Below are 26808 nucleotides of genomic sequence, written 5' to 3' on the forward strand. Positions count from 1 at the left end.
GGTGCATGCCTTTCGAAAAGGGGGTGGCATAGCCGTATTGGCAGATGCCAATCTTTCCGAAAGGGAGAGATAAAATCAAGACCGGAACCTTGCCCGTGACTTAAGCGAGTTAGTCGTTGCGGCGCAATGGTTCCCGGTCTTGAAGGTCAGTGCTGCGCGACGGCGCTCAGCCGTCGAGCGATCCGCCGGTCATGGCGGCCGACAGCCGCATGTACCGCACCGCCTCGTCGTCGCGGCCCTGTCGTTGCAGGGTGCGCCCCAGCATCAGGTACGCGTACGCCTCGACCGGGTTGCGCTCGATGATCTCGCGCAGTTGGGATTCGGCGCGCCCCAGCTGGGCGGAGTGGTAGTAGGCGCGCGCCAGCAGCATCCGGGCCGCCTCGTGGCCGGGCTCGGCGTCGACGACCTCGGCCAGCCAGCCTGCGGCAGTGATGAAGTCGCGCGCGTCGAAGAACAGTTTGCCGGTGTCGTAGCGCATGGCGAGATCCATGGTCGTCCTCCTTCGCGGCGTTCAAACAGGTCAGGGGCCGAGATTATTTCCCGGACGCTATTTCCGCCAGCGCCTTTTCCAGGTGCGCGGCCCGCAGCACCGCCGACTCGGGCAGGCTGAACGCCCCGCCCCGGTGCGGGCTGAGCACGACGTTGGGCAGCTCGTGGAACGGATACGCCGAGGCCGGCACCCCGTGCACGGCGTCGGGCTCGATGGCCTCGTCCCACCACACGTCCAGCCCCGCCGCCAGGTCGCCGCCGCGCAGCTTCTCGTACAGCGCCTTCTCGTCGACGACGGTGGCGCGGGAGACGTTGACCAGCGTCGCGGGCACCGGCAGCAGCGCCAGCTCCGCCTCGCCGATCAGCCCGGTCGTGGCCGGGCTCGCCGGGACGGTCAGCACCAGCACCCGCGAATCGGGCAGCAGCTCCGTAAGCGCATCGGCGGGCCGGACCTCGACGTCACCGTCGGTATACGCCGACGTGACGCTCGCGCGGGTCGCTCGCACCCTCATCCCCAGCGCGGCAAGACCTCGGGCCACACGTCGGCCGATCTCGCCATATCCGACCACTGTGGCGCCGTGGCCGTCCAGCAGCATGGTCGGACGCGGCGGTACGAACCGCGAGGTCCAGTCGCCGCTCCGCATCCCGGTGTCGGCGGGCACGATGCCCCGGGCCGCGGCCAGCACCAGGCCCAGCGCCAGTTCCGCCGTCGGCCCGGCGTTGTGGTGCAGGCTGCGCAACTCCAGGTGCGGAAAGTCCGCCATCACCTCACGGGTGACGGCGGGTACCCCGGAGAACGGCAGCTGCACCGTCGTCAGCCGCGGGCTGGCGCTGAGCAACTCCCGGGTGGGCCGCGACGCGATCAGCACCTGGTAGCCCGCGTCGGCCGGAGGCTCGTCGCCGATCGTGAACCGCCAGTGCGGGTTGCGCTCGACCAGCACCCGCAATTCGGCCTCGAGGGTGAAGTTGGGGTGCGCGCTGACGACGTGAATCCACATCCGCGCATTATGCGCGTCCGTGGCCGCGAAGTGATCCGGCCCCGGGCGGCGATGTGGGGGTGCTGACGCCCGCGCTCAGCCGTCCCCACGGTGCGCGTCGATCCAGGCGCGGACGGCGTCGGGGGTCAGGAACTCGTCGAAGACCAGCTCCATCGCGCCGAGGATCGGGCCGCGCCGACCCAGCCGGGTGGCCACGATCGCGGGCGGGGCGTCGCGGTGGAAGGTCATCAGCGCCTCCAGGTACGACTGCCGCACCAGCTCGGGCGCGAAGTCGTGGATCGCCACCCCGAAACCCGACAGCGTGATCAGCTCCGGGTCGTTGGCGTTGACGAGCGCACCCAGCCCGGCACCGAGCGCGCTGGCGTTGGCCCGCAACGCCTGCGCCGCCTGCGGGGACCGGCCCGTGATCGCCTGCTCCAGCAGTCGCTCCGCCTGGGCGCGTCCGCGTCCGTACCCGGCCTGTTCGCCCAGTGCCCGCAGCAGCGTGTTGGCGCCGATCTCCAGCCCCCAGCAGCCCCGGGCCCCGCACATGCACGGCGCGGTGCCGCCGGTCAGTCGCATGTGGCCGAACTCCCCGGCGATTCCGGTCGCGCCGCCCAGCGGACGGCCGTCGACGACCAGCGACCCGCCCACGTCGAAGTCCACGTACAGGTGGATCCCGGTGCCGATTCCGCGCAGCGCGCCCCGCCGGGCCTCGGCCAGCGCCGCCAGCGTGGCGTCGTTGCCCAGCAGCACCGGCACCCCGACGTCGGCCAGCAGCTCGGACACGTCGGTGGCGTCCCAGGCCAGGTGGGGGACATGTACGAGCCGGCCGTCGCGGACCGGACCGGCCACCGACATCCCCACCCCCACGACCCGCCCGCCCGACAGCTCGACCTCGTGGCGCAGCGTGTTGGCCAGCTCGGCGAACACCCGCTGCGGTGAGCCGCTGTGTCCGGCCGTTGCCAGCGTTTCGGTGACGCCGCCCAGCTCACCGGCGGCCAGCTCCCAGCCGTCCTCGCGCAGGTCGACTGTCAGCGCGATGGGCCCGTGCGGATGCGGCCCGGGGATCCGGGTGGGACGGCCCCGGCTCGCGGTGGGGGCGGGTGTCTCGGCCAGCAGCCGCGCGTCGATGAGCTCGGCGACCAGTACCGAGGCGGTGCCGCGCGCCATGCCCAGCTCGCGGGTGAGCAGCGACCGCGTCGCGGTGGCCTGCCCGTCGTGGATGGCCCGCAGCAGGCGGGTCTCATTGTGGACCCGCAGGTCCTCGCTCGTCCGAAGTCGCGGCACGAAAACCATTGTCGCAGAGCCCATCCTCATTTATGCTCGCGGTGAGAACATAAGGAGCTCCATGCGCAACCCCTTCACCCCGAGGGCCGAGCCCGCCCTGGTCCGTGCCCGCGTCGGCGTCTTCGGCTACTTCGCGACCTCGGGCTTCGTCATGGGCACCTGGGCCGCGGGCCTGCCCGCCGTCGACGAACGGCTCCACCTCGGCCCCGGACGCCTGGGCACCGCCCTGCTGCTCATCGCCGGGGGAGCACTGGTGTCCATGCTCGTCGTCGGGCGCGTCAGCGACCGGTTCACCTCCCGCGTCGTCGCGCGGATCTCCGGGCCCGTCGCCGCCCTGCTGCTGTTGGGCCCGGTACTGGCCCCGTCCTATTCGTGGCTGCTGATCTGCTCGGCCGTCTACGGCATCAGCGTCGGCTTCATCGAGGTGTCGATGAACGTCAACTCCATCGAGGTCGAAGTCCGCTATGGACGCCCGATCGTGTCGGCCTTCCACGGCCTGTGGAGCCTGGGCGGCGCGGCCGGGGGAGCGCTGACCACCGCCGGACTGCACGCCCACCTCGACCCGCAGGCGATGCTGATCGGCTTCATCCTGCTGTCCACCGTCGCGTTCGGGTACTTCGGACGGATGCTGCTGCCGCCCCCGTCGCGACCCGAACCCGACCCGGCCACGGCCGGTGCGAAACCGGGACGCGGCCTCGGGATCGGCATGGGAATCGTGCTGCTGCTGGGGATCGTGGCCTTCGGCGGCCACCTGGCCGAGGGCGCCGCGATCGACTGGGCCGCCATCCACGCCCGCCGGGTGCTGGACACGCCGCTGTCGAACGCGCCGATCGCCTACACCGTCTTCGGCACCGCCATGACCCTGGTGCGACTGGCGGGCGACCCGATCCGGTCCCGGCTGGGCCCGGGCCGGACGCTGCTGCTGGCCGGGGTGCTGTCGACCGCCGGATACGGGCTGGTGCTGCTGTCACCGGTCGCCGGGGGCGCGGGACTCGTCGTGGCCTGCGTCGGCTGGGCGCTGACCGGCATGGGACTGGCCACGGTGGTCCCGGTGGTGTTCTCCGCGATCGGGGCCGCGCACGGAGCCGTGGGCAAGGCGCTGTCACTGGTGACCGTGTTCGGCAGCGCCGGACTGCTCGTCGGCCCGGCCGTCATCGGCCACCTCGCCGAGGCGACCAGCCTGCCGACGGCGCTGATCGTGCCCGCGGTGCTGGCGGCGGTGGTGGCGTTGGCCGGTCCGTCCGCGATCAAGGCGCTGGGCCTGGGCCGCACGACCCGACCGGCGGAGCCGGTCGCCGAGCCGGTCTGACGAGGCGGCGCGCCCCGCAGCCGAGCCGCGCTAGTCGGCGGTCGCGGGTGCGACCTCCGGAACCACCTTCGCCTTGCGGCGCGGGCGGCTGCGCGAGACCGCGACCCCGACCAGGCACAGTGCGCCGCCGAGCATGGCCAGCAGACCGGGGATCTCGCCCAGCACCAGCCAGGACATGATCACGACGATGGCCGGGACGATGTAGGTGGTCGCGCCCATCTTGCCCGCCGTGGTGCGCGCCAGCGCGTAGAACCACGTGGTGAACGCGATCGCCGTGGGGAAGACGCCGAGGTAGACGACGTTGAGGGTCGCCGACAGCGACGCCGTGGCCACGTCGGACACCAGCTGTCCGGCGAACGGCAGGCACGCCACCGCGCCGATCATGGCGCCGAAGGTGGTGGCCTGCAACGGGGAGGTGGTCTTGAGGACCGGCTTCTGGCTGACGACGCCACCGGCGTAACACACCGCCGCCAACAGGCACAGCAGCACGCCCAGCGTCGAGCCCTCCTCGTCACCGTTCGACATCGACAGTCCCACGAGGACGGCGCCGAGGAACGACACGCCCAGGCCCGCGAACAGTCGCGGCGGCATGCCCTCCTTGAGCAACCAGCCGCCCAACAGCGCCATCAGGATCGGACCGATGTTGACGATCATGGCGGCGGTTCCGGCGTCCACGAGCTGTTCGCCCCAGTTGAGGACGATCATGTACAGGCCGAACCAGAAGATGCCCGAGAAGATGATCCCGGGCCAGGCCGATTTGGGCGGCAGGCCCTCGCCCTTGATGAGCAGGAAGGCCAGCAGGAAGATCGCGGCCACCAGCATCCGGCCCAGGGCCATCGATCCCGGTGAATACTCTTCGACCGCGACGCGGATGGAGACGAAGGCCGAAGCCCAGGCCAGGAGGGTGACCGAGACGGCGAGGATCACCTTGATGTCGATGGCGGACTTGACGGGGGCGGAGGCAGGTGCGGACACTCGGCAAGTCAACACCCGCCGTCAACCCACGTCTAGCGAAATTGCGACACGGTCATCGACGTCACATCAGCCGCGACGGCGGATGAGCCGTCCGAGGAGCCACAGCACGGCGCCCTGAACGAGGCCGAGCGCGGTGATCACCACAACCACGATCAGGGGCGACATCGAGTTCAACGACAGCAGCGAGATGACCAGCGACAGTGGCAGGCTGATGATGAACAGCCACGGCGCGGCGAAACTGATGCCGTCCTGACCGACGCCGATGCCGACGTATATCGCAAGGGCCGCGAGGACCCCGCAGTAGCCGAGACTGATCCATTGTAGAGACTTGCCGAAGGTCCGCATCGCTGGTCGTCTTTCGTTTCGGCTGTAGGGGACCGGACTATGATGCCGGGTTCGCGCGCGGAGCCTTCGGCTGGGCTCTAGCGTTCGGTGTCCATCATGGCCCCGGCCTCGCGCGCCGCCGGGTCGGCGGTGAAGCCGAAGCTTCCCTTCTCGGCGACCTCGCGGGCCCCCGACAGCGCCGCCCCGTACGCGGCGGACGACAGCGCCGATCCCAGGCTGATGCGCTTGGCCCCGGCCTCGGCGAGCTGTTCGACCGTCCACGCCGGGTTGAGCGGCAGCACGTTGACCGGCTTGTCGACCGCCGAGCACACGGCCCGCACCTGGTCGATGTCGGTGATGCCGGGGCAGTAGAGGACGTCGGCTCCGGCGGCCTCGAAGGCGCGCAACCGGGCGATGGTGTCGTCCAGGTCGGTGATGCCGTGCAGGAAGTTCTCGGACCGGGCGGTGAGCGTGAACGGGAACGGCAGTTCCCCGGCGGCGGCGACGGCTGCCTTCACTCGCTCCACAGCCACGTCAAGAGGATATATCGGCTGCGAGACATTTCCAGAGGCATCCTCAATCGAACCCCCGACGACGCCGGCCGCGGCCGCCAGCCGGATCGTCTCGCCGACCCCGTCGGGAGTCTCGGCGTAGCAGTTCTCCAGGTCGGTCGAGACCGGCAACTCGGTCGCGGCCGCGATGGCCGCCGCGTTGGCCAGGGTCTCCTCGCGGGTCACCAGCGCCAGGCCACCGTCCCGCACCCCGAGACTGGCCGCCAGGCCGCTGCTGGTGGTGGCCAGCGCCTTGAAACCGAGCCGCGCCAGGATCTTGGCCGAACCGGCGTCCCACGGGTTGGGGATGACGAAGGCGTCGGCGGCCTCGTGCAGTTCGCGGAACGCGACGGCCCGGGCGGTCTGGGCTTCGATGGAGTTCATAGTCAGTGCTCAACCTTTCGCGACGGCCCCGCCGGGATCAGCGAGGACATGGTGGTCAGTAAACACCTCGGCTCCGACACCGGCTGGCGGAAAAACGACATCGACGTCGAACACGCCGCTACCGCGCCGCCAGCCGCCCCAGGACGAAATCCCGGCGCTGCTCCACGTCGACCAGCGGCAGCTCCACGGGGGAGTAGCCGAACTCCCGGTAGGCGGCCACGACCGCCTCGCAGGTCGCCTTCGCGACTTCAGGCGACTGCTTGCGCTCGGCGTCCTGTGTGTAGATCTCCGGCCAGTACGGAGCCACGAACACCGCGTCGTACCCGAACGCCCGGGCCGCCGTCAGCAGATGCTCGGGCACCGGTCGCCCCTCCAGTCGCAGATACCCGACGGTGTCGACGATCCCGCGATCGAAGAACGTCGTCCCGTCGGCCTCGCCGTGGGAACGCAGATCGAAGGCGAGCATCAGCTCGGCGAACAACTCGACGTCGGCCCACGGCAACGCCCGGCCGCCGATCGCCACCTGGTCCCGGATGATGGCGCGCCCGGCCTCGGGCGCGTGCGGGTAGCCCTGGCGGGCCAGGGCCTCGATCAGGCTGCTCTTGCCGCCGCCGGGGCCTCCAGTCAGGACGATACGACGGGGCACGGTTCTCCTCGGGGATGAAGGGGGATTGAGTCTCAGCTTCGCGGGCTGTCGGCCTCGAGCACGGTCTTGAGCTTGCTGAGGATCTGCGGCCACCCCTCGCTGACACCCGCCAGCATCTGGCTGCCCTCGGCGAAGCCATCGTGGACCATGGTGAGTTTGGTGGCCGCGTCGCCGACGGGTTCGAGGTCGAAGGTGACCGTGGAGACCGGCTCGCGGCGAAGCTCGGCCAGTCTATCGCCGGTCCACTCGGGGAAGTACTTGGCCATCTCGGGTTCGTAGTTGTGCCACGTGTACGACAGCCGCCGCTCCGGTGTGGACTCCAGCACCCGCTGCCCCCAGTCGTGGTACGGCTCGCCCTCCTCGGTGCACCACTCCACAGTCGAGCCGACCCGCCAGTTCGAACGTGGACCGGCGTTGTCGAAGTACAGCGCGATATAGCCCGGGTCGGTCAGCGCCCGCCAGACCTGTCGCGGTGTGGCCTCGATGAGCGAGACGTAGACGTACGAAGCGCCGTTCATGGTTTCCCCTCAAGGTCGTCATCCCCGTTACCCGCTGCGTCGCGATCGTATCGGGGTACCGGCGACGGAGAGGTAGATTTCATCGATGTCGCATGGAACCAAAGGATTCGCGGTCGTGGCGCTGGCCGCCCTGGCAGTCCCGGCGGGGGTCGGCGGTGTCCTCAAGAACGCGGTGGCGTCCAACCCGCTGACCGCGGTGCTGTTCCTCATCATCTACTGGCTGCTGCTGGCGGTGGCGGCCCTGGTGTCGACGGCGGCGCGCGGGCCGCTGCAACGCCGGGCGGCGCAGCTGGGCGACTGGGTCGACGCCGTGCTGGGACGCAGGTTCTCCCGCTACGCCCGCCAGTACCGGCATCACATGCTGTCGGTCAACCGGTGGGTCGACTTCAAGGGTCTGAGCATTGTGGGCGACCATACGCCCGAACTGGACGCGGTGTTCGTAGACGTGTCGGTGGAGAGCGCCCCGGTCGACCGGGTTCCCGGCGGCCTCGTCGACGGCGGCACCGGCACAAGGGACGGTTCCCGGCACTCGATCCACAAGTTCCTGGACGGCAGGAAGGGCGGAGTACTGGCCGTCATCGGCGGCCCCGGCTGCGGCAAGACCACGCTGCTGCGGCACCTGGCCCGCGACACCGCACGCGACAAGACCAACCGGCGCCGGATCCCGGTGTTCCTGGCCCTGAGCCGACTGTCCACACCCATCAACGACGAGCCGAGCCTGCCGCAGCTCTTGCGCATCCGGCCGCCGGAACTGCGGGTCCCCGAACCGAAGGGCTGGTGGGAACAGCAACTGCACCAGGGCAACTGTCTGGTGCTCATGGACGGTCTGGACGAGGTCGCCGACAACCAGGACCGGCGCAAGGTCGCCGAGTGGATCGGCGACCAGGTGGCGGCCTTCCCCGACAACGACTTCGTCATCACCTCCCGGCCCGGCGGTTACGGGCAGGCACCCATCGAGGGCGCACGGGTGCTGGCGGTGCAGCCGTTCAGCCGGGAACAGATCGAGCGGTTCCTGCGCGGCTGGTACCTGGCCACCGAACGCGAGGCCACCGGCGTCGACGACTCCGGAGTGGACGCCATCGCCGCGGAGAAGGCCAACGACCTCATCGACCGGCTCAAGGACGCGCCCGGCCTGGACGAGCTGACCGCCAATCCGTTGCTGCTGACCATGATCGCGCTGGTGCACCGGTACCGCAGCGCGCTGCCACGGGGTCGCGCCGACCTGTACGAGGAGATCTGCCGGGCGATGCTGTGGAGCCGCCACGAGGCCCGGGGCGTGACGGTGGCGCTGTCGGGCGAGGCGAAGTGGGAGGTACTGGCCCAGCTGGCCTTCAACCTGATGAAGTCGCGGCTGCGCGAGATCAAGGGCTCCGACGTACCGCCGATGATCGAGGACGCGCTGGAGGCGAGTCTGCCGGGCACCGAGTCCGAACAGTTCCTGCGCGAGGTGTGCGGCAACGGCCTGCTGGTGGAGATGGAACGCGGCGTCTACGCGTTCGCGCACCAGACGATCGGGGAGTACCTGGCCGCCAAGCACATCATCGACTGCGGCATCGAGGACGAACTGGTCACCTTCGTCGACGACGTGTGGTGGGCCGAGACGCTGGAGCTGTACGCCGCCTGCGCCCGCTCCATCGACAAGCTCGTGGAAGCCTGTCTGCGCAAGGGAACCGAGGGCGCGATCGCGCAGGCTTTCACGTGCGCCAACTACGGCGGCCGCCTGGAGCGGCGACTGCGGGACCGGTTGCGGCGGCTGGAGGAGCAGGCGTTCACGCCCCGCGCGGACCCGGCGGTGCGCCGGGCCGTGGCCCGGGCGCTGGTGTCGCGACACCTGAGCAGACTGAAGCGGCTGAGCGACAGCGACTTCTACTGTCCACAACCGATCACCGAGGACCTGTACTGGCTGTTCCGCTGCGCGACCGGCGACGGCGACACCGCCAGCCGCAACCCCGACGGCGAGCACGCGGTGGGCGGGCTGTGGCCCGCCGACGTGAAGAACTTCGTCGACTGGATCAACACCATCGGCCGCTACAGCGACCGCACCGACTCCCCGTTCCGGTTGCCGCGCCGCGACGAGGTGGAACTCATCCGGGGCTCGGGCGGTCTCGACGAAACCGCTTCGCTTCAGGCCACGGCGCCGATCTGGCGCGCCACCGCCCGGGGACCGGAACTGCCGTACACCGTGACCGGCGAGGAACTGATCGCGGCCGTCACCGCCGACATCGAGGAGACCGGTCTGTGGATTCCGGCCCGGATGGCCTTGGCCGCCAACCGGGTCACCGCCGGGGCCGCACCGGATCTGGCGTCCTATCACGACACGCTGGCGCCGGAGTTCGGTTGGCTGCCCGGCGACGCGGCGATCTTCTCCGAGACCGACAGCGGCTGGGTGAACGACCTGGTGGACCGGCTGCTGTCCGAGTCCGACGGTGAGGCGGCGTCGGTCTTCGCCGAGATCCTGGCCATCCGGGCCGGGGTCTGGGACACCGAGGGAATCGCGACCGTCGTCAGCTCGCCGTCCCCGGCCCCGCGACAGTCCGACGGCTCGGCTGACTCGGCCAGCCCGCTGCCGTGGCACGACGCCGCCAGCCGCAGCCTCGCCGACCGGGCCCGCACCGCGTTCGCGCGCAAACCGCCGCCCGAATCGCCGTGGCTGCTGCGACTGCCCGCGCTGCTGCTGGCGGCTGAGTTCAACGCCAGCCGCAACGACCTCAACCGCGACGCCTGCCTCGGCATCGCCGCCACGCTCACGTTCCGGGAATGCCGCGCCCGCGACGACTACCCCGGCGAGGCCCTGATCCTGGTGCGGGACTGAGCAAAAAGCGGGCGGCGCCGGAAGGATTCCGGCGCCGCCCCATTCGTGCACCCGGTCGACCTGGCCCGACCGGGCACGTTCGGCCACCAGCCCGTGCGGGCTACTGGCCGGACGCCGAGGCACCCGAGGCCGTCGCCACGGGTGCGGGTGTCACGGGTTTGGCTCCCACCGCGAGGCTGATGTCCGTGACCGGCATCGCCATCGGCAGCGGCTTGTCCGGGGCCAGCCGCGGCGTGTTGAGCCGGACGTAGGCCTGTCGCAGCAGCGCGGCGCAGCCCGCGGTGGCCAGCAGTCCGCCCAGCATCGCTCCGGCGCACCTGGCCGGTCCCAGGCTGAACGGCATGATCGTCCAGTCCCGGTCCAGGCCGCCGTCCAGCCAGCGTTCCGGCGTGAACCGGTGCGCGAACCGGCCCTGGCGCCGTGACCGGGCGTGGTACAGCGCCGGGATCACCATCGTGGTCCCGGTCTTGAGGATCACGCCGTCCCAGTCGAGTGGCCGGGTGGTCGCCCGCGCCAGGTTCGGCACCGCCGGCCACAACCGGGCCGCCTCCATGACGCACGCCTGCAGGTACGGCTGCGCCGCGATCGAGGCGGCCGTGGACGCGCCGTGGTGGGCGTCGGCGGCGGCCAGTTCCTCGTTGGCGCGCGCGAAGTGCTCCGGGTGCGAGGCCAGCAGCGCCAGCGTCCGCGCCGCCAGCACCGGCACCATGTCCAGGGCCGTCAGCCACTGCGTCACCTGCCCCAGCGGACGCACCTCGGTCTCGGCGTAGGTGTCGGTGACCCTGCCGATGAGACTGTCGGCCGGGGCGGACTCGGCGTAGCGTGCCAGCCGGTTGTCCCAGTCGGCCTTCCAGGCCGCGACGCGTCGGCGGGTGCCGGGTTTGGCGCCCAGCGAGTTGGCCTCGCGGCGCAGCTTCGCCAGCAGCCGGGTGGAGTCGACGTCCTCGCGGGCGCCGTCGCCCAGCACCACCCGCCGGGCCACACAGTCGAAGGCGCGTTTGATCTCCGGCCAGATCAGGGTGCCGTCGCGGCCCGGCCCGGTCATCATGGCGTCGATCTCGGCGGCCACGATCCGGGCGTAGCGTTCGGCGTGCGCGGGCTGGGACGTGTCGAGGATGGCCTCGTTGAACTGCCGCCGTTTCACGCGCAGTTCGCCGCGCGACACGATCACCCCGTGCGGCTGGAACACCCCCAGTGCGCGGTGTTTGTCCTTGGTGTCGGGTGTGTACAACTGGTCCGAGCCGCCCAGCACCCGTTCGACGTGGCGGGGGGACAACAGCAGCAGGGTGGGGCCGTTGACCGAGCTGATCCACACCGGCAGCCCCCGGTAGCGCTCGCGCAGCCGGTCGAACAGGTCCACCATGCGCCGGTCCACCTGCAGCCGGTTCAACAGCGACACGGTCTTGGGGCGCGCGATGGCGATGCCCCGCGCGAAGGCGGGCAAGGTGTTCAGCAATGTCACCTGTAGACGTTCGGTGGTGGTCAGGCGCGGGAACCTCTTCATCGTGTCTCCTCACGGGACTGCTCGGGGACCGCCGCTGTCGCGTCACTGAGTGCCGCGTCGGCGTCGGCCAGCTGCGCCGCCCGGGCCGGGACGGCGGGGACATCGGTGGCGTCGCCAGGGTTGACCGGCTCCCGATTCCCGGTAATCTGGGTAGTTCCGTCGGCCATGCGCGCCCCCTCGCGAGCCGGTAATGTGAGTTCGCACCCCATTGTGACCAAAGCGTCACCGCGATACAGGCGAATAATCGTTTCCGTGTGGTCCAAACGGAAGCCGGGCAGTGGCATGCTGTGGTGAGTGACACTAAGTGCCATCTTTATGGAAGCACCATGGACTACCCGGAAGTAACGTGGATTGTTCGAGACAGAGGTACCGGCACTTGACCCAGTTTCCGGCACCTCCCGAGGCGACGAGGAGGTCGCGATGACCACTTTGGTGGATGTACCCAAGGGCCTTGCCGGGGTTGTGGTAACCGATACCCAGATCGGTGACGTGCGTGGAGAAGAGGGTTTCTACCACTATCGGCAGTACTCGGCCATTGACCTGGCCCAGAACTGTTCCTTTGAGGAAGTCTGGTACCTGATGTTCAACGGCGCGCTGCCGACGCGCGCCCAGCTTGACGAGTTCCGGGCCAAGGTGGCGCCGCTGCGGCACCTGTCTCCCGGATTGACGGCGTTGCTGCCCTCGCTGGCCGGTGCCAAACCGCTGGAGGGCCTGCGCACCGCGCTGTCCTTCGCCGCCGCCGAGCGCGGCATGCGGCCGTTGCTGGACACCGACGAGACCGAACGCACCGAGGACGTGCTGTTCGCCTGCGCCCAGGTGCCCACGATCCTGACCGCGCTGTACCGGCTCAACACCGGCAAGGACCCGATCGCGCCCCGCGACGACCTGCCGTACGCGTCGAACTACCTGTACATGCTCACCGGTGCCGAGCCGAGCGTCGAATACGGGCACGCCATCGAGCGGTACCTGATCTCGACCGTCGACCACGGTTTCAACAACTCCACCTTCACCGCCCGCACCATCGCCTCCACCGGCGCCGACGCCGGTGCCTGCCTGGTCGGCGCCATCGGTTCGCTGTCGGGCCCGCTGCACGGCGGCGCCCCCTCCCGGGCGCTGGCGGCGCTGGAGGAGATCGGCAGCCCCGACAAGATCGACAACTGGGTGCGCCACAAGGTCGAATCCGGTGACCGCATCATGGGCTTCGGGCACGCGGTCTACAAGACCGACGACCCGCGCTCGCTGATGCTGCGCGACGTGGCCACCTCGCTGGGCGGCGACCTGGCCGACTTCGCCAAGCAGGTCGAGCGCCGCGTGGTGGAGATCCTGGCCGAGCTCAAGCCCGGCCGCAACCTCTACACCAACGTGGAGTTCTACGCCGGGGTCGTCATGGAGCAGTGCGGCGTGCCGCGCGACATGTTCACCCCGACCTTCACCGCCTCGCGGATGGTCGGCTGGAGCGCCAACATCCTCGAACAGGCCAACGACTCCAAGATCATCCGCCCGCGGGCCCGCTACACCGGAGTGGAAGCGCCGCAGCCGGTCGTCAAGCCGGAATAAACGGAATAGATCACCGGGGTCACGTCCCTTACAACCCGGCCGCCTGACGGGCGGCCGGGTAATTCATGGAGTTAGTGTCCCCTCATGCGTGATCTTCTACTGACCGGAGACGGCTACTCCATCGAGGACGTCCACGCGGTGGCCCACCGCCGCGCCCGGGTACGCCCCGGCCCCGGACTGGCCGAGCGGATGGCCTCCGCCCGCGCCGTCGTCACCGAGGCGGTGCGCCGCAAGGACGTCGTCTACGGCGTCACCACCGGCTTCGGGGCGCTGGCCGACACCACGATCGGCGCCGACGACCTCGCCAAACTCCAGGTCGGGATCGTGCGCAGCCACGCCGCCGCCGTGGGCACCCCGCTGTCGGACCCCATCGTCCGCTCGCTGCTGCTGCTGCGGGCCCGCACCCTGTCGGCCGGATACTCCGGCGTCCGCCCCGAACTGCCGCTGTTCTTCCTGACCCTGCTGGAGCACGACCTGCTGCCGGTGATCCCGGAGAAGGGCTCGGTGGGCGCCTCGGGCGACCTGGCCCAGCTGGCGCACCTGGCGCTGCCGGTCATCGGCGAGGGACGACTGCGCGCCCCCGGCGACCCCGTCGCGGGCCGCCCCGCCGCCGAAGTGCTGGCCGAACACGACATCACGCCGCTGGTCCTCGACCCCAAGGAGGGCCTGTCGCTCATCAACGGCACCGAGCCGATGCAGGCGGTACTGGCGCTGGCCATCATGGAGGCCGAGGCGCTGTGCAAGATCGCCGACATCGCCTGCGCCATGAGCGTGGAGGCCCTGTACGGCACCGACCGCGCCTACGACCCCCGCGTCCAGGTCATCCGGCCGCACCCCGGCCAGCTGGACTCCGCGGCCAACCTGCGCGACCTGCTTGACGGCAGCCCGCTTCTGGCCAGCCACCGCGACAGCGACCACGCCGTCCAGGACTCCTACGCGCTGCGCTGCGCCCCGCAGGTCCACGGCTCCAGCCGCGACCTGATCACGCATTGCCGCAACGTGCTCAGCATCGAACTGAAGTCCATCGTCGACAACCCCGTGGTCGTGCGCGGCCCCGGCGGCGACGGCTTCGAGGTGATGAGCACCGGCAACTTCCACGGCCAGCCGCTGGCCTTCTCCGCCGACGCCCTGGCCATGGCCTCCGCCGAACTGGGCAGCATCGCCGAACGCCGGGTCTACCGGATGCTCGACCCGGCCACCTCCCGGGGCCTGCCGCCGTTCCTGGCCCCCGACGCGGGCACCAACTCCGGGTTCATGCTGGCGCAGTACACCGCCGCCAGCCTCGTCAGCGAGAACAAGGTGCTGTGCCATCCGGCCGGCGTGGACTCCATCGTCACCTCCGGCAACCAGGAGGACCACGTGTCGATGGGCTGGCACGCGGTCCGCAAGGCCCGCGAGGTCATCGACAACGTCCGCAGCGTGCTGGCCATCGAGCTGCTGTGCGCCGCCCAGGGACTGGACCTGCGCGGCGACGTCGCGAAACCCAGCCCCGCCACCGGCGCCGTGCTGGAGCGGGTCCGTCAGGACGTCGCCGCCATGCCCGTCGACCGGGAACTGGCCCCCCAGATCGAGGCGGTGCGCGACATGCTCGACGACCTCATCGACGTGGCCGGTGACCTTCGGTAACGGGCGAAGGCCATCGGCACCGTTGCCAGAGCAGAAGGGCCCCGAAACCCATAGTCGTGTGTCTCTGCCTCGCGGGGTCCGGGCCCTGAAACACTGGGCGGAATGGAGGGTCACGGCGACACCGAGAACAACAACGCGCACGCCTCAGAGGCGGTAAGTCGCGGTAACGGTGTTGTGACCCTGGACACGATCACTACCCGTGAGTGCGTGGATCTGCTCCGTGAATCCACCGTCGGGCGGCTGGGAGTCACCGATCGGGCAATGCCGATGATCCTGCCGGTCAATTTCCAGGTCTACAATGATTGGGTCGTGGTCCGCACCGTCCCCGGCAGCACGATGGCCGAGGCGGCCCGCAACTCGGTTGTGGCTTTTGAGGTGGATCAGGCGGATTTCAGTAAACGGACAGGTTGGAGCGTTGTCGTCGTCGGACACGCGAGTCTGATCAGCGGCGGCCCGGTCTTCGAAACGCTGTGTGGACTGGACCTGCTGGCATGGGCACCGCACGAAGAGGACGGTTTCCTGGTCATTAAGATGGAGCGTGTTTCCGGTCGGCGCCTTGCGATTGCCGCCGAATCCGGTACCGGAATCCAGAAATAACACAGTAGTGTTTGTCAGGTGACCCGTTGTACCCCTGCGTCTGGAGAAACCCATGCCGGACGACGAATCTCGCGTCCTGAATGACCCGGTGCCGCGGACGGTAGCCGATACCCTCTCCGGACTTCGCCTCAACGAGCTGCTCGCCGAGGTGCAGGAACGGATCGGACAGATCGCCGCCACCCGCGACCGGTTGCAGCGTCTCCTGGACGCCATCACGATGGTGGCCGGGGACCTCGACCTGGACTCGACGCTGCGCCGCATCACCGAGGCCGCCGTCGGGCTCGTCGACGCCCGCTACGGTGCGCTGGGCGTGCTCGCCGCGCCCGGAGACCGCAACCGGCTGCGCAGCTTCGTCACCGTCGGCATGAGCGAGGACGAACGGTCCCATATCGACCACGAGCCGCACGGTGAGGGCATCCTGGGGCTGCTCATCAACCACCCGCAGGTCATCCGGTTGTCGGCGCTCAACAAGCACCCCGACTCGGTGGGATTCCCCGCCAACCATCCCAAGATGGCCAGCTTCCTGGGTGCCCCGATCCAGGTGCGCGACGAGGTGTTCGGCAACCTCTACCTGTCGGAGAAGCGCGGCGCCTCGGAGTTCAACAGCGACGACGAGGTCGTCATCCAGGCGCTGGCCGCCGCGGCGGGTATCGCCATCGAGAACGCCCGCATGTACGAGCAGGCCACGGTGCGGCGGCGCTGGCTGGCCGCCTCGTCCAAACTCCAGGCCGAACTGCTCAGCGGCGCCACCCTGGAGTCGGCGCTGGGGCTGGCGGCCGTGCACACCCGGGAACTGCTCAAGGCCGACACCGTCTTCATCGCGCTGCCGGAGCCCTACGAGGACGACCTGCTGCGCGTCAAGGCCGTGGACGGCGACTTCGACGACCGGCTCATGGGCATCACGCTGACCGCGCCGGTGATGAGCGAAGTGCTCAAGGCCGGTGTCAGCGAGGTCGAGGGCGAGTTCGCCGCCCTGCTGGCCGCCGCCGCCAAGACCCCGCCGGGGGAGTTCGCGGCGGTGCTGGCGGTGCCGATCCAGATCTCCGACACCGGGGAGGGCACGCTGGTGGCGTTGCGGCACCGGGGATCGCCGCTGTTCTCGTCACTGAAACTGCCCGACGTGGTGTCCTTCGCGCAGGACGCGGCGCTGGCGATCCGCGCCGCCGAGGGCCAACGCGCCCAGCACCTGCTGGACGTGCTGTCGGACCGCGAGCGCATCGCCGCCGACCTGCACGACCACGTCATCCAGCGGCTGTACGGCTGCGGCATGAACCTGCAGGCGACCCTGCCCAGGGTCAACGAACCCGGGGCCCGGCGCCGGATCCAGACCGTCGTGGAGGAACTGGACACCACGATCCGCGAGATCCGCACCTCGATCTTCGCGCTCCAGTCCACCAGCGAGGACTCCAGCGGCAGCCTGCGACGGCGACTGCTGGACGCGACCGCGCAGATGTCGGCCGACAGCAAACTCTCCCCGGCGGTGTACCTGTCGGGCGCCGTGGACACGCTGGTGCCGGTGGAGATCGCCGACCACGCCGAGGCCGTGGTGCGCGAGGCCGTCAGCAACGCCGTGCGCCACGCCCACGCCAGTCACATCGTCGTCAGCGCCGAGGCCGGGGACGACCTGGTCATCGACGTCACCGACGATGGTAAGGGCATCCCGGAGGAGGTCGTGCACAGTGGCCTGGCCAATATGGAGCGGCGAGCGCAGACCTGCGGCGGCAACCTGACGATCGCGCCGATGCCCGAAGGCGGCACCCGGATCACCTGGCAGGTCCCGCTGCCGTGAGGTCAGTCCTCCTCTTGCGGGGCGCGCTGCCCGGTGCGCACCTCGGTGGCCAGCACCGCCGCCTGGGTGCGGCTGGTCATGCCGAGCTTGGCCAGCAGGTGTGACACGTAGTTCTTGACGGTCTTCTCGGCCAGGAACATCCGCCCGGCGATCTGCCGGTTGGTCAGGCCGAGACCGATGAGCTCCAGGACCTTGCGTTCCTGTTGCGACAGTTCGCACAGCGGGTCGACCTGGCTCTGCTCGCGGCGCAGCCGGTTCATCAGCGCCGTGGTGGTCTTGGTGTCCAGCAGCGACTGTCCGGTGGCGACGGTGCGCACCGCGCCCAGCAGGTCGGCGCCCAGCACCTGCTTGAGGACGAAGCCCGAAGCTCCGGCCATGATCGCGTCGAACAGTGCCTCGTCGTCGGCGAACGAGGTCAGCATCAGGCAGTTGAGCTTGGGAAGTTTGGACTTCAGTTCCCGGCACACCTCGACGCCGTTGCCGTCGGGCAGCCGGACGTCCAGGATCGCCACGTCGGGATCGGCCGCGGGGACCCGGGCCTCGGCCTCGGCGGCGGTGGCGGCCTCACCGACGATGGTGAACTCGGGCTCGGCTTCGAGCACGTTGGCCAGTCCGCGGCGTACGATCTCGTGATCGTCGACCAGGAATACGCGTACGGTCACGTCCCGCACCTTTCATTCCGTCGGGCAATGGGGTTGATCGGCCGCGCGGCGAGGAGCGTGCTGTACGGGCCGGTGCGTATGGATACCCAGTCAACCGTGTCGCCAGGATGAAAGTTCAGGGACGAAGGACTCTGGTTCCAAGGTCCTTTCGAACCGTGACCGTCGGTAGTGGCGACGCTTCACCGGTCGGCGAGCAACTTGGCGACCGTGGCGTCCATGTCTAGACTATCGCCCTCTTTCCCCTTGGGAACCAACGCATAGCTGCGTCTCAGAAACCGGGACACCAGCGACCGGGACACCTCGAACAGGGCGTTCCCGTCGGGGGAGGACAGGGCCAGCGCGATCGCGTCCCCACGCGGCGTCGACCAGGGCCACACCCTCACATCGCCCATGCCGGTGGGTTCGACGAGACCGGCGGCCAACAGCTCCCGGGCGAAGGACCAGCTGACCTGTTCGGCGTCGGGGTTGCCGGGGTGGAACATGACGTGTATCGCGTACGGGTCGTCGGCGTCGTAGCGCATGCTGGCGCGCACGTTGACCGTGGTGAAATCGGTCGCGACGAACCGCATGGTGGTATCGACCTCGACGGTCGCGGGACGTGTGGTCGCCATCGTGTGCCCCCCGGGCTGCTCGGGCGAGTCCCAGTACTCGCCATTTCCATATCTGGTGTCTACCACTCTTAGCGACCGACCGCTTGCTGATCCGTGATTGTCACCAGGGTATGTTTCACCGCCATTGCTGCCAAATCACCTCAAAGGTGACAGTCAGTTCTGTGACAGTTGTTGAACAACGGTGACAATGCACCCGATCGAGGTAGTGTCGATCTGGGGCGTAACGGGTAGGGGTGACACGTGGCCGAAACACGGACCGACGACAAGCCCGCCGACGAGGCGCGCGGCGGCATCCACGGCTTCCTCGACCGGTTCCGCACCACCAGGATGGGACGACTGGGAGTGCGGATCGCGGTGACCGCCGTGGGCGGGGCCGTCGTCGTCGCGGGACTGATCATGATCCCGTTCCCCGGGCCCGGCTGGGCCGTCGTCATCGCGGGCCTGGCGATCCTGGCGCTGGAATACGTGTGGGCCCACCATCTGATGTCCTTCACCTCCCGGCAGGTCAAGGCCTGGCTGCACTGGGTCGGCCGCCAGCACCTGGCGGTGCGGCTGCTGATCGGCGTGGGCTGCTTCGTGTTCGTGGCCGCGATCCTGTGGATCAGCCTCAAACTCAGCTTCGGCTTCGACTACATCCAGTGGGGACTGGGGGAGCTGGGCACCCCCACCTGAGCCGGCCGTTCGGGCATTGACGCAAATACGACTGATTTTTCGGCATCCGAGCGGGTGTCTCAGACGTGTCTACTCCGATGGTTTCGCATACCGGGTATTTTCCGGCGCCTATCCGGACCAAGGAGTGAGAACAGTGGACATTCGATTGCTCGGTTCGGTCGAAGTGCGCGTCGGCGACGTGTCCGTGGCACTGGGAGGGCCGAAACAGGCAGGACTGTTCACTTTAATAGCGCTGCACCGCAACGAGACGGTGAGCATCGACCGGATCGTGGAGGCCACCTGGCAGGGCGCCCCGCCCTCGGGTGTACGCGGCCAGATCCAGGTCTACGTGTCCAATCTGCGCCGTGCCCTGGCCGAGGCCGGAGGCGACCGGGACCGGATCCAGACCCGCCGCAGCGGCTACACGCTGTGCGCCGAGGCCGAGGAGATCGACCTGGCCCGGTTCGAGGCACTGACCGCCGAGGCCCGCGAAGCGTTGCGGCAGGGCCGTCTCGACACCGCCTCGGCGCTGTTGCGCGACGCGCTGGCACTGTGGCGCGGCGACGCGTTCGAGGACATCCGGGTGGGCTTCGCCGAGGCCGAGGCGGCCCGGCTCGAGGCCATGCGACTGGCGGCGCTGGGTACCCGCTTGATCGTCGACCTGGCGCTGGGACGCTGCGCCGAGGTCGCCGCCGAGTCCCAGGCCCTGGTTCGCACCTACCCTCTCCATGAGGGACTGTGGGCGCGGCTTATGCTTGCGCTGCACTGCGACGGCCGCTCGGCCGAAGCCCTCGACACCTACCGCCGCGCCCGCACCGTCCTGAGGTCACAGGTCGGCATGGAGCCCGGCCCCGAACTTCGCAACGTCGCCAGTCTGGTGTGGAACGGTGAGCCCGGTGAGGCTCAGATCGCCCGCTGGACCGGCGCGTTGGCGGGGGTGTGAGAGGTGGTTCGCCGGATCCCTCCGGCGAACCACCTCAATGGAGCTAGCAGTGGTAGTCACTGCCGCCGTCGGTCAGTTCCTCGTCGTTGACCCACCCCTGGTTGCCGGTGGCGACGTTGCGCAGATAGGTGTATGAGTCCCCGCCCGCCATCACGTAACAGTGGTAGTCGGTGCGCTGCCCGGACTTGGCGACCTCGATGACCTCGCAGGTCTCGTGCGGACCGTGCAGCACCACCACCTCGTCGGTGGCGAAGGTGTAGTCGTAGTCGCGGTGGTCGAGATCGGCGAAGGCGTCGCCGCACGTCAGCGTGCCGACGTCGGTGCGGACCCCCGAGTTGTGGGCCGAGGCGGCCGTCGCGGTGGCGGCGATGGCCAGGCCGCAGGCCGCGGCGGTACCGGCGATGAGGGCGATCGTGCGATTGACCATGGGGATCAGACTCCTATACGGTGCTTCGTGCGGACCATCGGGTGCATACCCGGTACATGGTCGCAGTCGCGTCCATATATTCACTTAAAGTCGGCTTAACGCCACGGTGACCTCGTCGCCAGGCGGGAATATCTCATCGAAGCCGGGCGATCAACGGTCGATTTGTGGTGCTTCTAAGATGCCTAACCAACTGCCCCAAAATTCATCGACTCAGATATCTAAGAACACGGAGATGCGCATGTCGAACAGCACAAAGGCGTCGACGCCGAAAGGGTTTTCCCGGCGTTCGGTGCTGACCCTCGCCGGAGCCTCGCTGCTGCCACTGGGCGCGGCGGCCTGTGGCACCGGTGCCGGCGACGACTACCCCTCCAAGACCGTCCGGATCATGGCTCCCGCCAACAAGGGCGGTGGCTGGGACCTCACCGCCCGTGCCCTGCAGGAGGCGATGACGAAGGCCAAGATCGCCGACGACGCCGAGGTCTACAACGTGAAAAGCGTCGCGGGAACCGCCGGGCTGAAGCAGTTCGTCAAGAAGGCGCACGGCAACCCGTACGAGCTGATGGTCATGGGCCTGGTCATGGTCGCCGGCATCATCGACCAGCAGTCGTCCACCGGCATGTCGCACGTGACCCCGATCGCCACGCTCACCTACGAGCAAGAGGTCATCTGCGTCCACAAGGACTCGCCGTACAAGACGATCGACGAGCTCATGGAGGGCCTCAAGTCGGAGAAGTCCAAGCTGATCTGGGGCGGCGGCTCCAAGGGCGGCACCGACGAGGTGGTGGCGCTGCTGCTGGCCCAGGCGGCCGGAGCCGACCCCAAGGACGTCAAGTACATCGGTGACTCCGGCGGCGGCGACTCCATCAAGGACCTCATGAACGGCGACCTCGACGTCGCCATCTCCGGTCCCAGTGAGTACACCGAGCAGATCAAGAACGGCGACTTCCGGGCCCTGGCGGTCACCGGCACCGAAGCCATCGACACCGGAGCCGGGGAGACCAAGACCCTCACCGACCTCGGCTACAAGGTCGAGGTCCTCAACTGGCGCGGCATCGTCGCCCCCAAGGGCATCAACGACGACCAGAAGAAGGACATCACCAAGCTGATCACCGACACGGTCGGCACCAAGGAGTGGAAGGCCAAGGTCGACAAGGAGGGCTGGACCCCCATGGTCAAGACTGGCGAGAAGTGCGACACCTACTTCGACGACGAGAACGCCCGCGTCACCAAGATCTTCGACGAAGTGGGCCGATAACCGATGGAGAAGTCGGCGTCGCCCCGACGCCGCGGCCGGGCACCGCTGGGACCGAGAATATTCGGCGGCGGTGCCCTGCTCGTTGGCGCACTGGCATTCACCCTTGCCCTCTCCGACCTGAACGAGGGCCGGGACGCCGAGTTCACCCCGGTGAACGCGGCCTTCGCACCACTGATCATCACCGGTCTGTGGGTGCTGTTCGCGGCGATCTACTTCGTCAAACAGCTGATCAACCCGTACGCCGACTACCCCGAGTTCGCCGAGGAACCCCCACCGGCGCGCACCGACGACGCCTACCCCGAGCCGGACGGCGATGACGGTGAACCCAAGCCGGACGGCGAACCCGACGCCGACCAGGCCGACGCCCACCCCGCCGACGTGCAGTGGAAACCAGCCGCACTGGTCGCCGTCGCGCTGATGGTCTACGTGCTGCTGCTGGACACGGTCGGCTTCGTGCTCCTGACACCGCTGTTCTTCGTCGCCATCACCTGGATCTTCGGCAGCCGCAAGATCATCCGCGACGTGATCGTCGCGGTCGTGTTGACCGTCGGTACCTACCTGCTGTTCACCTCGGTGCTCGGCCTGACCCTCGCGGAAGGACTGTTCGCGCCATGACCGAACTGCTTGAGGGCTTCGCGGCGGTCCTGACACCGCTCAACCTGCTGTACGCCGCCATCGGCGTCACCCTGGGCACCTTCGTGGGCATGCTGCCGGGAATCGGTCCGGCGCTGACGATCGCGCTGCTGTTGCCGGTCGCCACCGCCACCACCGACGAGTCCAGCGCCATCGGCGCGCTGATCATGTTCGGCGGCATCTACTCCGGCGCCATGTACGGCGGCTCCACGACGTCCATTCTGCTCAACACACCCGGCGAGTCCAATTCGGTGGCCACATCCCTTGAGGGATACCAGATGGCCCGGCGGGGCCGGGCCAGATCCGCGCTGGCCACCGCCGCCATCGGCTCCTTCGTGGCCGGAACCATCTCGGTGATCGCGCTGAGCCTGTTCGCCGCGCCGCTGGCCCAACTGGCCGTCCGGGTGCGCGCCTCCGACGAGTTCGCGCTGGCACTGCTGGCACTGGTCTCGGTGACCGCGCTGATGGGCAAGTCGCTGCTGCGCGGCATGATGGCGCTGACCTTCGGACTGTTCCTGGGCACCATCGGCATGGACAGCCTGTTCGGCACCGAACGGCTGACGTTCTGGCAGTTCGACTGGGCCGAGGGATTCAAATCCGACCTGGCGATCGGCATCGACATCACGCTGATCATCGTCGGCCTGTTCGCCATCGGCGAGACCATCTACACCGCCGGACGGCTGCACCGGCTGCCCACCAAGGTCGCTCCACTGAGCACCAAGGGCTCCGGTGGCTGGATGACCCGCGAGGACTGGCGCCGCTCCTGGAAACCGTGGCTGCGCGGCACCGCGCTGGGTTTCCCGTTCGGCACCCTGCCCTCCGGTGGCGCCGAGATCCCGACGTTCCTGTCGTACAACATGGAGAAACGCCGCTCCAAACACAAGGAGCAGTTCGGCAAGGGCGCCATCGAAGGCGTCGCCGGTCCCGAGGCCGCCAACAACTCGGCCTTCACCGGCGTGCTGGTTCCGTTGCTGACACTGGGTATCCCGACCTCGGCCACCGCCGGTGTCATGCTCGCCGCGTTCAACTCCTTCGACATCCCGGCCGGGCCGAGCCTGTTCGAGGACCACAGCCTGATCGTGTGGGCGCTCATCGCCTCGCTGTACATCGGCAACGTCATGCTGCTGGTACTGAACCTGCCCCTGATCAAGGTGTGGGTGATGGTGCTGCGCACCCCCCGGCCGCTGCTGTACGCGGGCATCCTGATGTTCGCCGTCGTCGGCATGTACGGGGCGGCGGTCTCGCCGTTCATGTTGATGCTGACCGTCGTCATCGGTGTGATCGCGGTGTTCATGCGCATGTACGGCTTCCCGATCGCGCCGGTCATCCTCGGCGTGATCATCGGGCCCATGATGGACGAGAAGTTCCGCAAGTCCGTCGAGGGATCCGACGGCGACCTGTCCATCTTCTGGACCCGGCCGCTGACCGCCGGTCTGCTGCTGCTCGCGGTGGTCTCGCTGGTGCTGCCGTACCTGCCGCGCATCATCGCGAAAGCCAAGGGCCGCAAGGCGGAGAAGCTCACCGTGGGTGACGGAGACTAATCGCACACCCGGTGCGTCGCGAACCGTGAAGTCGCGTCTACTGTCACGCCGTGGGGTCGCACACGGTGATCAGGAGGCGACGATGTCTTTCGAGTACCTACAACCCACGCTGCGCTCGGACTGGGACAGAACCGGCTGGAGCCGGTTCCTGCCATTCGAAGGCGAGGTGTTGTGGCATGTGTTCTGCGACGCGACCCAGTGGGGCATCGACGGCGATATCGCCGTCCTGTTCGACTGGCAGGAGTCGATGCACCCGGTGCTGAGTCCCGGCGCCGGGGAACGGGAGTGGCTGCCCGAACCCCGGCGCCGGCGTCCACCGCGGCGGGTGATCGCGCGGTTGTTGGCCGACTCGGGGGAGGAATACCCCACGACGGTCGGTGAGGTGGCCGAACTGGGCGTCAGCCTCGGCCTGTACCGGCGCGAGAACGACGGCACCACGGTGCGCTGGCGGGTGCCCGCCGCGCTGCCGCTCCCGACCGAGGTGCTGCCGATGACGCTGCGGCAGCGGCGGGTCGAGGACGAGTACCGATGGCTTTTGGGCGGCGCCGAGATCGCCCGCGACCTCGCCGAGTACCTTGTGGACTGCGGCGAGGCGCCCGAGAGCGTCACCAGCGTCCGGCACTTGGCCGACTCGCTGCACTGCGAGCCCGACTCGGTGCGGCACGGCCTGGAGTACCTGTGCGCCCCGCTGGCGGGCGGCGCCTTCATCCGGGTGTACCTGGGCAACGGTTCCCGGCGGCGACGGCAGGTCAGCCCCGAACGCCTCGACGTCGACGACCCGTGCGTGATCGTTCCACAGTGGCGAAAACTGTGGAAACGGTTCGGGCTGGTCTGGCACCTGGAGGGCCGGGGCGAGTTCCTCTTACTCGGACACCCGGTCCAGCCACTCCCCGACGAGGGCCGCGAATAGCCGCGGTTGCTCGATCTGCAGGTTGTGACCGGCGCGGTCGAGGATCGCGAAGGAAGCGCGCGGATAGTCGTCCAGCAGCCGATAGACGTCGGCGTACCCGGTCGAGGAGTCCTGCCGCCCGGTGAGGATCAACGTCGGCCGTTCGAAACGGCCGCGCGCCTCAGGGGAGGTGCTCAGCTCCCAGCGCCGCCCGATCCGTTCCACGGCGGCGGTGTCGGTCAGCGCCAGACCGGGCGCCACGTCCTCACGGAACCGCCGCAGCGACTCGGCGTCCTGCACCACCGCGATCTCGGCGAAGTCGGTGTCGGGCCCCGACAGCGACGCGATCAACTCCGGATCGGACACCACCACGGTGTGCGGCGGCACGTCGCGTTCGGCGCGGGGCACGATCGCACCGATCGGGCAGATCAACCCCAGTCCCAGCACCTGCTGTGGCCGGGCGCACGCGATGGCCCGGCTCAGGTAACCGCCATACGACTCTCCGATGAGGAGGAACGGTTCGGTGCCGATGTGCTCGTCGACGAAGGCCTCGAGCGCGGCCAGGACGTCGTCCGACGAGGCCACCGACTCCGGTGCCGGACTCTTGCCCATCCCCGGCAGATCCGGGTACAGCCGCCGGTAACCGGGCCGCTGAGCGAACACCGGCTCCAGGCAGCCGGTCATCAGACGGTGGTCCGGGGTCCAGCCGTGGACGGCGAGTACGGGCACGCCCTCGCCGTGTTCGGCGAAGTGCAGTCGGGTGTGGGCGGTCGTTGACATGAGCGTCAACCTATCCGGCCCTTACGACAACAGACAGTCACTTATGGGGGATTTGTACGTACCTACCAAATATGTCGTACTAGACATGAGGTCGATATGTCCCCGTGTCCCCGAATTGCCCCGAGGAGAACGACACATATGTCAACGGACACAACGCGTCCGGGCCGCAGACTGCGGCGCTGGTTTACCGGCAGAACCAAGCTGAGCCTGTTGGCCGTCACCGTGGTGGCGGCCGTCGCCGTTCCGGTCGGCTTCGCCGTGGCCGAGCCCGAAACCCGAGCGGTGAACTTCGAGGTTCCGTTCGGCTGTGGCCAGTCGTGGGAAGGTCAGACCCGCACCAACCACAACCCGCAGAACTCGATCGACTTCAACCGCGCCGGCGACGACGGCGACGCCGTGGCGTCCAGCGCCGCCGGAACCGTGGCGACGGTCCGCGACCTGGGCGGTTCCAGCTACGGCAAGTACGTCGTGGTCAGCCACGGCTCCGGCTGGCAGACCCTGTACGCGCACCTGAAGTCGTTCTCGGTGAAGGTCGGCCAGAAGGTCAACACCGGCAGCAAGATCGGCACGGTCGGCTCCACCGGCGGCTCCACCGGACCCCACCTGCACTACGAGCAGAAGCTCAACGGCAGCGCCGTCAAGATCAAGTTCGACGGCAAGGGCGCCTACTACTGGGGCTCGCGCACCTACAAGAGCAGCAACAACTGCGGCGGCAACCCCTACAGCGCCGAGCAGGTGTGCGGCAGCGGCTACAAGCAGGTCGACTCCAAGGCCATCAACGCCGGTGGCAAGCGACAGGGAACCGTGTACCTGCTGTACAACGCCAGCAAAGGCAACAACTGCGTGGCGACCATGAAGGCCGTCAGCCTCGGCAAGAAGACCGCCACCTCGGCGTTCCTGGAGGTCAAGGGCAGTAAGAAGGTCACCGACTCCGGTAACTTCGCCTACTACTCCGGCCCGGTGCGCAAGTACGCCAAGGGCACCTGCGTGAAGTGGGGCGGCTCCGTCGGCAGCACCACAGTCAACAGTGGTGATTGGAGTCACTGCGGCTAGAACCGACGAGATCCC

The 26808-nt window shown here is 68.8% G+C and carries 27 protein-coding genes; 13 read left to right on the forward strand and 14 right to left on the reverse strand.

Annotation, left to right across the window (positions count from 1 at the left end; genetic code table 11):
* Positions 1-166 precede the first annotated feature (166 nt).
* The 3 genes from SNAS_RS15190 to SNAS_RS15200 all read right to left on the reverse strand — a co-directional run bounded on the left by SNAS_RS15190 (position 167) and on the right by SNAS_RS15200 (position 2765).
* Positions 167-490, reverse strand: coding sequence for a tetratricopeptide repeat protein (locus SNAS_RS15190; RefSeq protein WP_013018323.1), 324 nt, complete (start codon positions 488-490; stop codon positions 167-169).
* Between the two features lie 43 nt (positions 491-533).
* Positions 534-1487 carry an NAD(P)-dependent oxidoreductase gene (locus SNAS_RS15195; protein ID WP_013018324.1) on the reverse strand — a complete coding sequence of 318 codons (954 nt, stop codon included), beginning with the start codon at positions 1485-1487 and terminating at the stop codon, positions 534-536.
* Positions 1488-1562: 75 nt separating this feature from the next.
* Positions 1563-2765: an ROK family protein gene (locus tag SNAS_RS15200; RefSeq protein WP_425281031.1), complete on the reverse strand. Its 1203-nt coding sequence runs from the start codon at positions 2763-2765 to the stop codon at positions 1563-1565.
* Between the two features lie 52 nt (positions 2766-2817).
* Between SNAS_RS15200 and SNAS_RS15205 the strand changes: the two genes are divergently transcribed.
* Entirely contained in the window at positions 2818-4065 is a 1248-nt protein-coding gene (locus SNAS_RS15205) for an MFS transporter (protein WP_013018326.1), read from the forward strand.
* Between the two features lie 30 nt (positions 4066-4095).
* Here the strand turns inward: SNAS_RS15205 and SNAS_RS15210 are convergent, their stop codons facing one another.
* From SNAS_RS15210 to SNAS_RS15230, 5 genes are all read right to left on the reverse strand, one after another.
* Positions 4096-5040 (reverse strand): DMT family transporter, encoded by a 945-nt coding sequence (locus SNAS_RS15210; RefSeq protein WP_211207395.1) that lies wholly within the window; start codon positions 5038-5040, stop codon positions 4096-4098.
* A 66-nt stretch (positions 5041-5106) separates the two neighbouring features.
* Positions 5107-5385: an SCO4225 family membrane protein gene (locus SNAS_RS15215; RefSeq protein WP_013018328.1), complete on the reverse strand. Its 279-nt coding sequence runs from the start codon at positions 5383-5385 to the stop codon at positions 5107-5109.
* A 77-nt stretch (positions 5386-5462) separates the two neighbouring features.
* Entirely contained in the window at positions 5463-6290 is an 828-nt protein-coding gene (locus SNAS_RS15220; RefSeq protein ID WP_144300797.1) for an isocitrate lyase/PEP mutase family protein, read from the reverse strand.
* Between the two features lie 127 nt (positions 6291-6417).
* Positions 6418-6945, reverse strand: a complete 528-nt coding sequence (locus SNAS_RS15225; protein WP_013018330.1) for an AAA family ATPase — start codon at positions 6943-6945, stop codon at positions 6418-6420.
* Between the two features lie 32 nt (positions 6946-6977).
* Entirely contained in the window at positions 6978-7463 is a 486-nt protein-coding gene (locus SNAS_RS15230; RefSeq protein WP_013018331.1) for an SRPBCC family protein, read from the reverse strand.
* Between the two features lie 85 nt (positions 7464-7548).
* On the opposite strand from SNAS_RS15230, the gene SNAS_RS32825 reads away from it, so the two are divergent.
* Entirely contained in the window at positions 7549-10275 is a 2727-nt protein-coding gene (locus SNAS_RS32825) for an NACHT domain-containing protein (protein WP_013018332.1), read from the forward strand.
* 100 nt (positions 10276-10375) lie between these two features.
* On the opposite strand, the gene SNAS_RS15240 is transcribed toward SNAS_RS32825, so the two are convergent.
* Together SNAS_RS15240 and SNAS_RS35745 are read right to left on the reverse strand one after the other, a co-directional pair.
* Positions 10376-11779, reverse strand: coding sequence for a cytochrome P450 (locus tag SNAS_RS15240; protein WP_013018333.1), 1404 nt, complete (start codon positions 11777-11779; stop codon positions 10376-10378).
* Positions 11776-11946, reverse strand: a complete 171-nt coding sequence (locus SNAS_RS35745; RefSeq protein ID WP_169313885.1) for a hypothetical protein — start codon at positions 11944-11946, stop codon at positions 11776-11778. Before SNAS_RS35745 ends, SNAS_RS15240 begins: the two co-directional genes overlap by 4 nt.
* Positions 11947-12199: 253 nt before the next feature.
* On the opposite strand from SNAS_RS35745, the gene SNAS_RS15250 reads away from it, so the two are divergent.
* The 4 genes from SNAS_RS15250 (at position 12200) to SNAS_RS15265 (ending at position 17348) form a co-directional block, all read left to right on the forward strand.
* Positions 12200-13336, forward strand: coding sequence for a citrate/2-methylcitrate synthase (locus SNAS_RS15250; RefSeq protein WP_013018335.1), 1137 nt, complete (start codon positions 12200-12202; stop codon positions 13334-13336).
* An 84-nt stretch (positions 13337-13420) separates the two neighbouring features.
* Entirely contained in the window at positions 13421-14962 is a 1542-nt protein-coding gene (gene hutH, locus SNAS_RS15255; protein WP_013018336.1) for a histidine ammonia-lyase, read from the forward strand.
* Positions 14963-15064: 102 nt separating this feature from the next.
* Positions 15065-15559, forward strand: a complete 495-nt coding sequence (locus SNAS_RS15260; RefSeq protein ID WP_013018337.1) for a pyridoxamine 5'-phosphate oxidase family protein — start codon at positions 15065-15067, stop codon at positions 15557-15559.
* A 52-nt stretch (positions 15560-15611) separates the two neighbouring features.
* Positions 15612-17348, forward strand: a complete 1737-nt coding sequence (locus SNAS_RS15265) for a GAF domain-containing sensor histidine kinase (RefSeq protein WP_013018338.1) — start codon at positions 15612-15614, stop codon at positions 17346-17348.
* Between the two features lie 2 nt (positions 17349-17350).
* Here the strand turns inward: SNAS_RS15265 and SNAS_RS15270 are convergent, their stop codons facing one another.
* Positions 17351-18010 (reverse strand): response regulator, encoded by a 660-nt coding sequence (locus SNAS_RS15270; RefSeq protein WP_144300500.1) that lies wholly within the window; start codon positions 18008-18010, stop codon positions 17351-17353.
* Between the two features lie 179 nt (positions 18011-18189).
* Positions 18190-18621 carry an SsgA family sporulation/cell division regulator gene (locus tag SNAS_RS15275; protein ID WP_013018340.1) on the reverse strand — a complete coding sequence of 144 codons (432 nt, stop codon included), beginning with the start codon at positions 18619-18621 and terminating at the stop codon, positions 18190-18192.
* A gap of 240 nt (positions 18622-18861) precedes the next feature.
* Here SNAS_RS15275 and SNAS_RS15280 point away from each other — a divergent pair, with 240 nt between their 5' ends.
* Together SNAS_RS15280 and SNAS_RS15285 are read left to right on the forward strand one after the other, a co-directional pair.
* Positions 18862-19293 carry a TIGR02611 family protein gene (locus SNAS_RS15280; RefSeq protein ID WP_013018341.1) on the forward strand — a complete coding sequence of 144 codons (432 nt, stop codon included), beginning with the start codon at positions 18862-18864 and terminating at the stop codon, positions 19291-19293.
* A 133-nt stretch (positions 19294-19426) separates the two neighbouring features.
* A complete protein-coding gene (locus SNAS_RS15285) occupies positions 19427-20215 on the forward strand; it encodes an AfsR/SARP family transcriptional regulator (protein ID WP_013018342.1) in 789 nt (262 codons plus the stop codon).
* Positions 20216-20258: 43 nt separating this feature from the next.
* On the opposite strand, the gene SNAS_RS15290 is transcribed toward SNAS_RS15285, so the two are convergent.
* Positions 20259-20642, reverse strand: a complete 384-nt coding sequence (locus tag SNAS_RS15290; RefSeq protein ID WP_013018343.1) for a hypothetical protein — start codon at positions 20640-20642, stop codon at positions 20259-20261.
* Positions 20643-20880: 238 nt separating this feature from the next.
* On the opposite strand from SNAS_RS15290, the gene SNAS_RS15295 reads away from it, so the two are divergent.
* The 4 genes from SNAS_RS15295 to SNAS_RS15310 all read left to right on the forward strand — a co-directional run bounded on the left by SNAS_RS15295 (position 20881) and on the right by SNAS_RS15310 (position 24981).
* Positions 20881-21897 carry a Bug family tripartite tricarboxylate transporter substrate binding protein gene (locus SNAS_RS15295; RefSeq protein WP_013018344.1) on the forward strand — a complete coding sequence of 339 codons (1017 nt, stop codon included), beginning with the start codon at positions 20881-20883 and terminating at the stop codon, positions 21895-21897.
* A 3-nt stretch (positions 21898-21900) separates the two neighbouring features.
* Positions 21901-22512 (forward strand): tripartite tricarboxylate transporter TctB family protein, encoded by a 612-nt coding sequence (locus tag SNAS_RS32830; RefSeq protein WP_013018345.1) that lies wholly within the window; start codon positions 21901-21903, stop codon positions 22510-22512.
* A complete protein-coding gene (locus tag SNAS_RS15305) occupies positions 22509-24071 on the forward strand; it encodes a tripartite tricarboxylate transporter permease (RefSeq protein ID WP_013018346.1) in 1563 nt (520 codons plus the stop codon). Before SNAS_RS32830 ends, SNAS_RS15305 begins: the two co-directional genes overlap by 4 nt.
* Positions 24072-24153: 82 nt before the next feature.
* Positions 24154-24981: a DUF6042 family protein gene (locus SNAS_RS15310; RefSeq protein WP_013018347.1), complete on the forward strand. Its 828-nt coding sequence runs from the start codon at positions 24154-24156 to the stop codon at positions 24979-24981.
* On the opposite strand, the gene SNAS_RS15315 is transcribed toward SNAS_RS15310, so the two are convergent.
* Positions 24934-25740 (reverse strand): alpha/beta fold hydrolase, encoded by an 807-nt coding sequence (locus SNAS_RS15315; protein WP_013018348.1) that lies wholly within the window; start codon positions 25738-25740, stop codon positions 24934-24936. The two genes, SNAS_RS15310 and SNAS_RS15315, sit on opposite strands and share 48 nt — an antisense overlap.
* Before the next feature lie 138 nt (positions 25741-25878).
* Here SNAS_RS15315 and SNAS_RS15320 point away from each other — a divergent pair, with 138 nt between their 5' ends.
* Positions 25879-26793: a M23 family metallopeptidase gene (locus SNAS_RS15320; protein WP_013018349.1), complete on the forward strand. Its 915-nt coding sequence runs from the start codon at positions 25879-25881 to the stop codon at positions 26791-26793.
* Positions 26794-26808: the final 15 nt, after the last annotated feature.

The sequence above is a fragment of the Stackebrandtia nassauensis DSM 44728 genome (assembly GCF_000024545.1).
In the GTDB taxonomy this organism is placed as follows: domain Bacteria; phylum Actinomycetota; class Actinomycetes; order Mycobacteriales; family Micromonosporaceae; genus Stackebrandtia; species Stackebrandtia nassauensis.

What these genes read in the sequence shown, in the direction of transcription:
- SNAS_RS15190 (WP_013018323.1), bottom strand. Translation starts at nt 490, where the DNA reads ATGGATCTCGCCATGCGCTACGACACCGGCAAACTGTTCTTCGACGCG.
- SNAS_RS15195 (WP_013018324.1), bottom strand. Translation starts at nt 1,487, where the DNA reads ATGTGGATTCACGTCGTCAGCGCGCACCCCAACTTCACCCTCGAGGCC.
- SNAS_RS15200 (WP_425281031.1), bottom strand. Translation starts at nt 2,765, where the DNA reads ATGGTTTTCGTGCCGCGACTTCGGACGAGCGAGGACCTGCGGGTCCAC.
- SNAS_RS15205 (WP_013018326.1), top strand. Translation starts at nt 2,818, where the DNA reads ATGCGCAACCCCTTCACCCCGAGGGCCGAGCCCGCCCTGGTCCGTGCC.
- SNAS_RS15215 (WP_013018328.1), bottom strand. Translation starts at nt 5,385, where the DNA reads ATGCGGACCTTCGGCAAGTCTCTACAATGGATCAGTCTCGGCTACTGC.
- SNAS_RS15230 (WP_013018331.1), bottom strand. Translation starts at nt 7,463, where the DNA reads ATGAACGGCGCTTCGTACGTCTACGTCTCGCTCATCGAGGCCACACCG.
- SNAS_RS32825 (WP_013018332.1), top strand. Translation starts at nt 7,549, where the DNA reads ATGTCGCATGGAACCAAAGGATTCGCGGTCGTGGCGCTGGCCGCCCTG.
- SNAS_RS15240 (WP_013018333.1), bottom strand. Translation starts at nt 11,779, where the DNA reads ATGAAGAGGTTCCCGCGCCTGACCACCACCGAACGTCTACAGGTGACA.
- SNAS_RS35745 (WP_169313885.1), bottom strand. Translation starts at nt 11,946, where the DNA reads ATGGCCGACGGAACTACCCAGATTACCGGGAATCGGGAGCCGGTCAAC.
- SNAS_RS15250 (WP_013018335.1), top strand. Translation starts at nt 12,200, where the DNA reads ATGACCACTTTGGTGGATGTACCCAAGGGCCTTGCCGGGGTTGTGGTA.
- hutH (WP_013018336.1), top strand. Translation starts at nt 13,421, where the DNA reads ATGCGTGATCTTCTACTGACCGGAGACGGCTACTCCATCGAGGACGTC.
- SNAS_RS15260 (WP_013018337.1), top strand. Translation starts at nt 15,065, where the DNA reads ATGGAGGGTCACGGCGACACCGAGAACAACAACGCGCACGCCTCAGAG.
- SNAS_RS15265 (WP_013018338.1), top strand. Translation starts at nt 15,612, where the DNA reads ATGCCGGACGACGAATCTCGCGTCCTGAATGACCCGGTGCCGCGGACG.
- SNAS_RS15275 (WP_013018340.1), bottom strand. Translation starts at nt 18,621, where the DNA reads ATGGCGACCACACGTCCCGCGACCGTCGAGGTCGATACCACCATGCGG.
- SNAS_RS15290 (WP_013018343.1), bottom strand. Translation starts at nt 20,642, where the DNA reads ATGGTCAATCGCACGATCGCCCTCATCGCCGGTACCGCCGCGGCCTGC.
- SNAS_RS15295 (WP_013018344.1), top strand. Translation starts at nt 20,881, where the DNA reads ATGTCGAACAGCACAAAGGCGTCGACGCCGAAAGGGTTTTCCCGGCGT.
- SNAS_RS32830 (WP_013018345.1), top strand. Translation starts at nt 21,901, where the DNA reads ATGGAGAAGTCGGCGTCGCCCCGACGCCGCGGCCGGGCACCGCTGGGA.
- SNAS_RS15305 (WP_013018346.1), top strand. Translation starts at nt 22,509, where the DNA reads ATGACCGAACTGCTTGAGGGCTTCGCGGCGGTCCTGACACCGCTCAAC.
- SNAS_RS15310 (WP_013018347.1), top strand. Translation starts at nt 24,154, where the DNA reads ATGTCTTTCGAGTACCTACAACCCACGCTGCGCTCGGACTGGGACAGA.
- SNAS_RS15315 (WP_013018348.1), bottom strand. Translation starts at nt 25,740, where the DNA reads ATGTCAACGACCGCCCACACCCGACTGCACTTCGCCGAACACGGCGAG.
- SNAS_RS15320 (WP_013018349.1), top strand. Translation starts at nt 25,879, where the DNA reads ATGTCAACGGACACAACGCGTCCGGGCCGCAGACTGCGGCGCTGGTTT.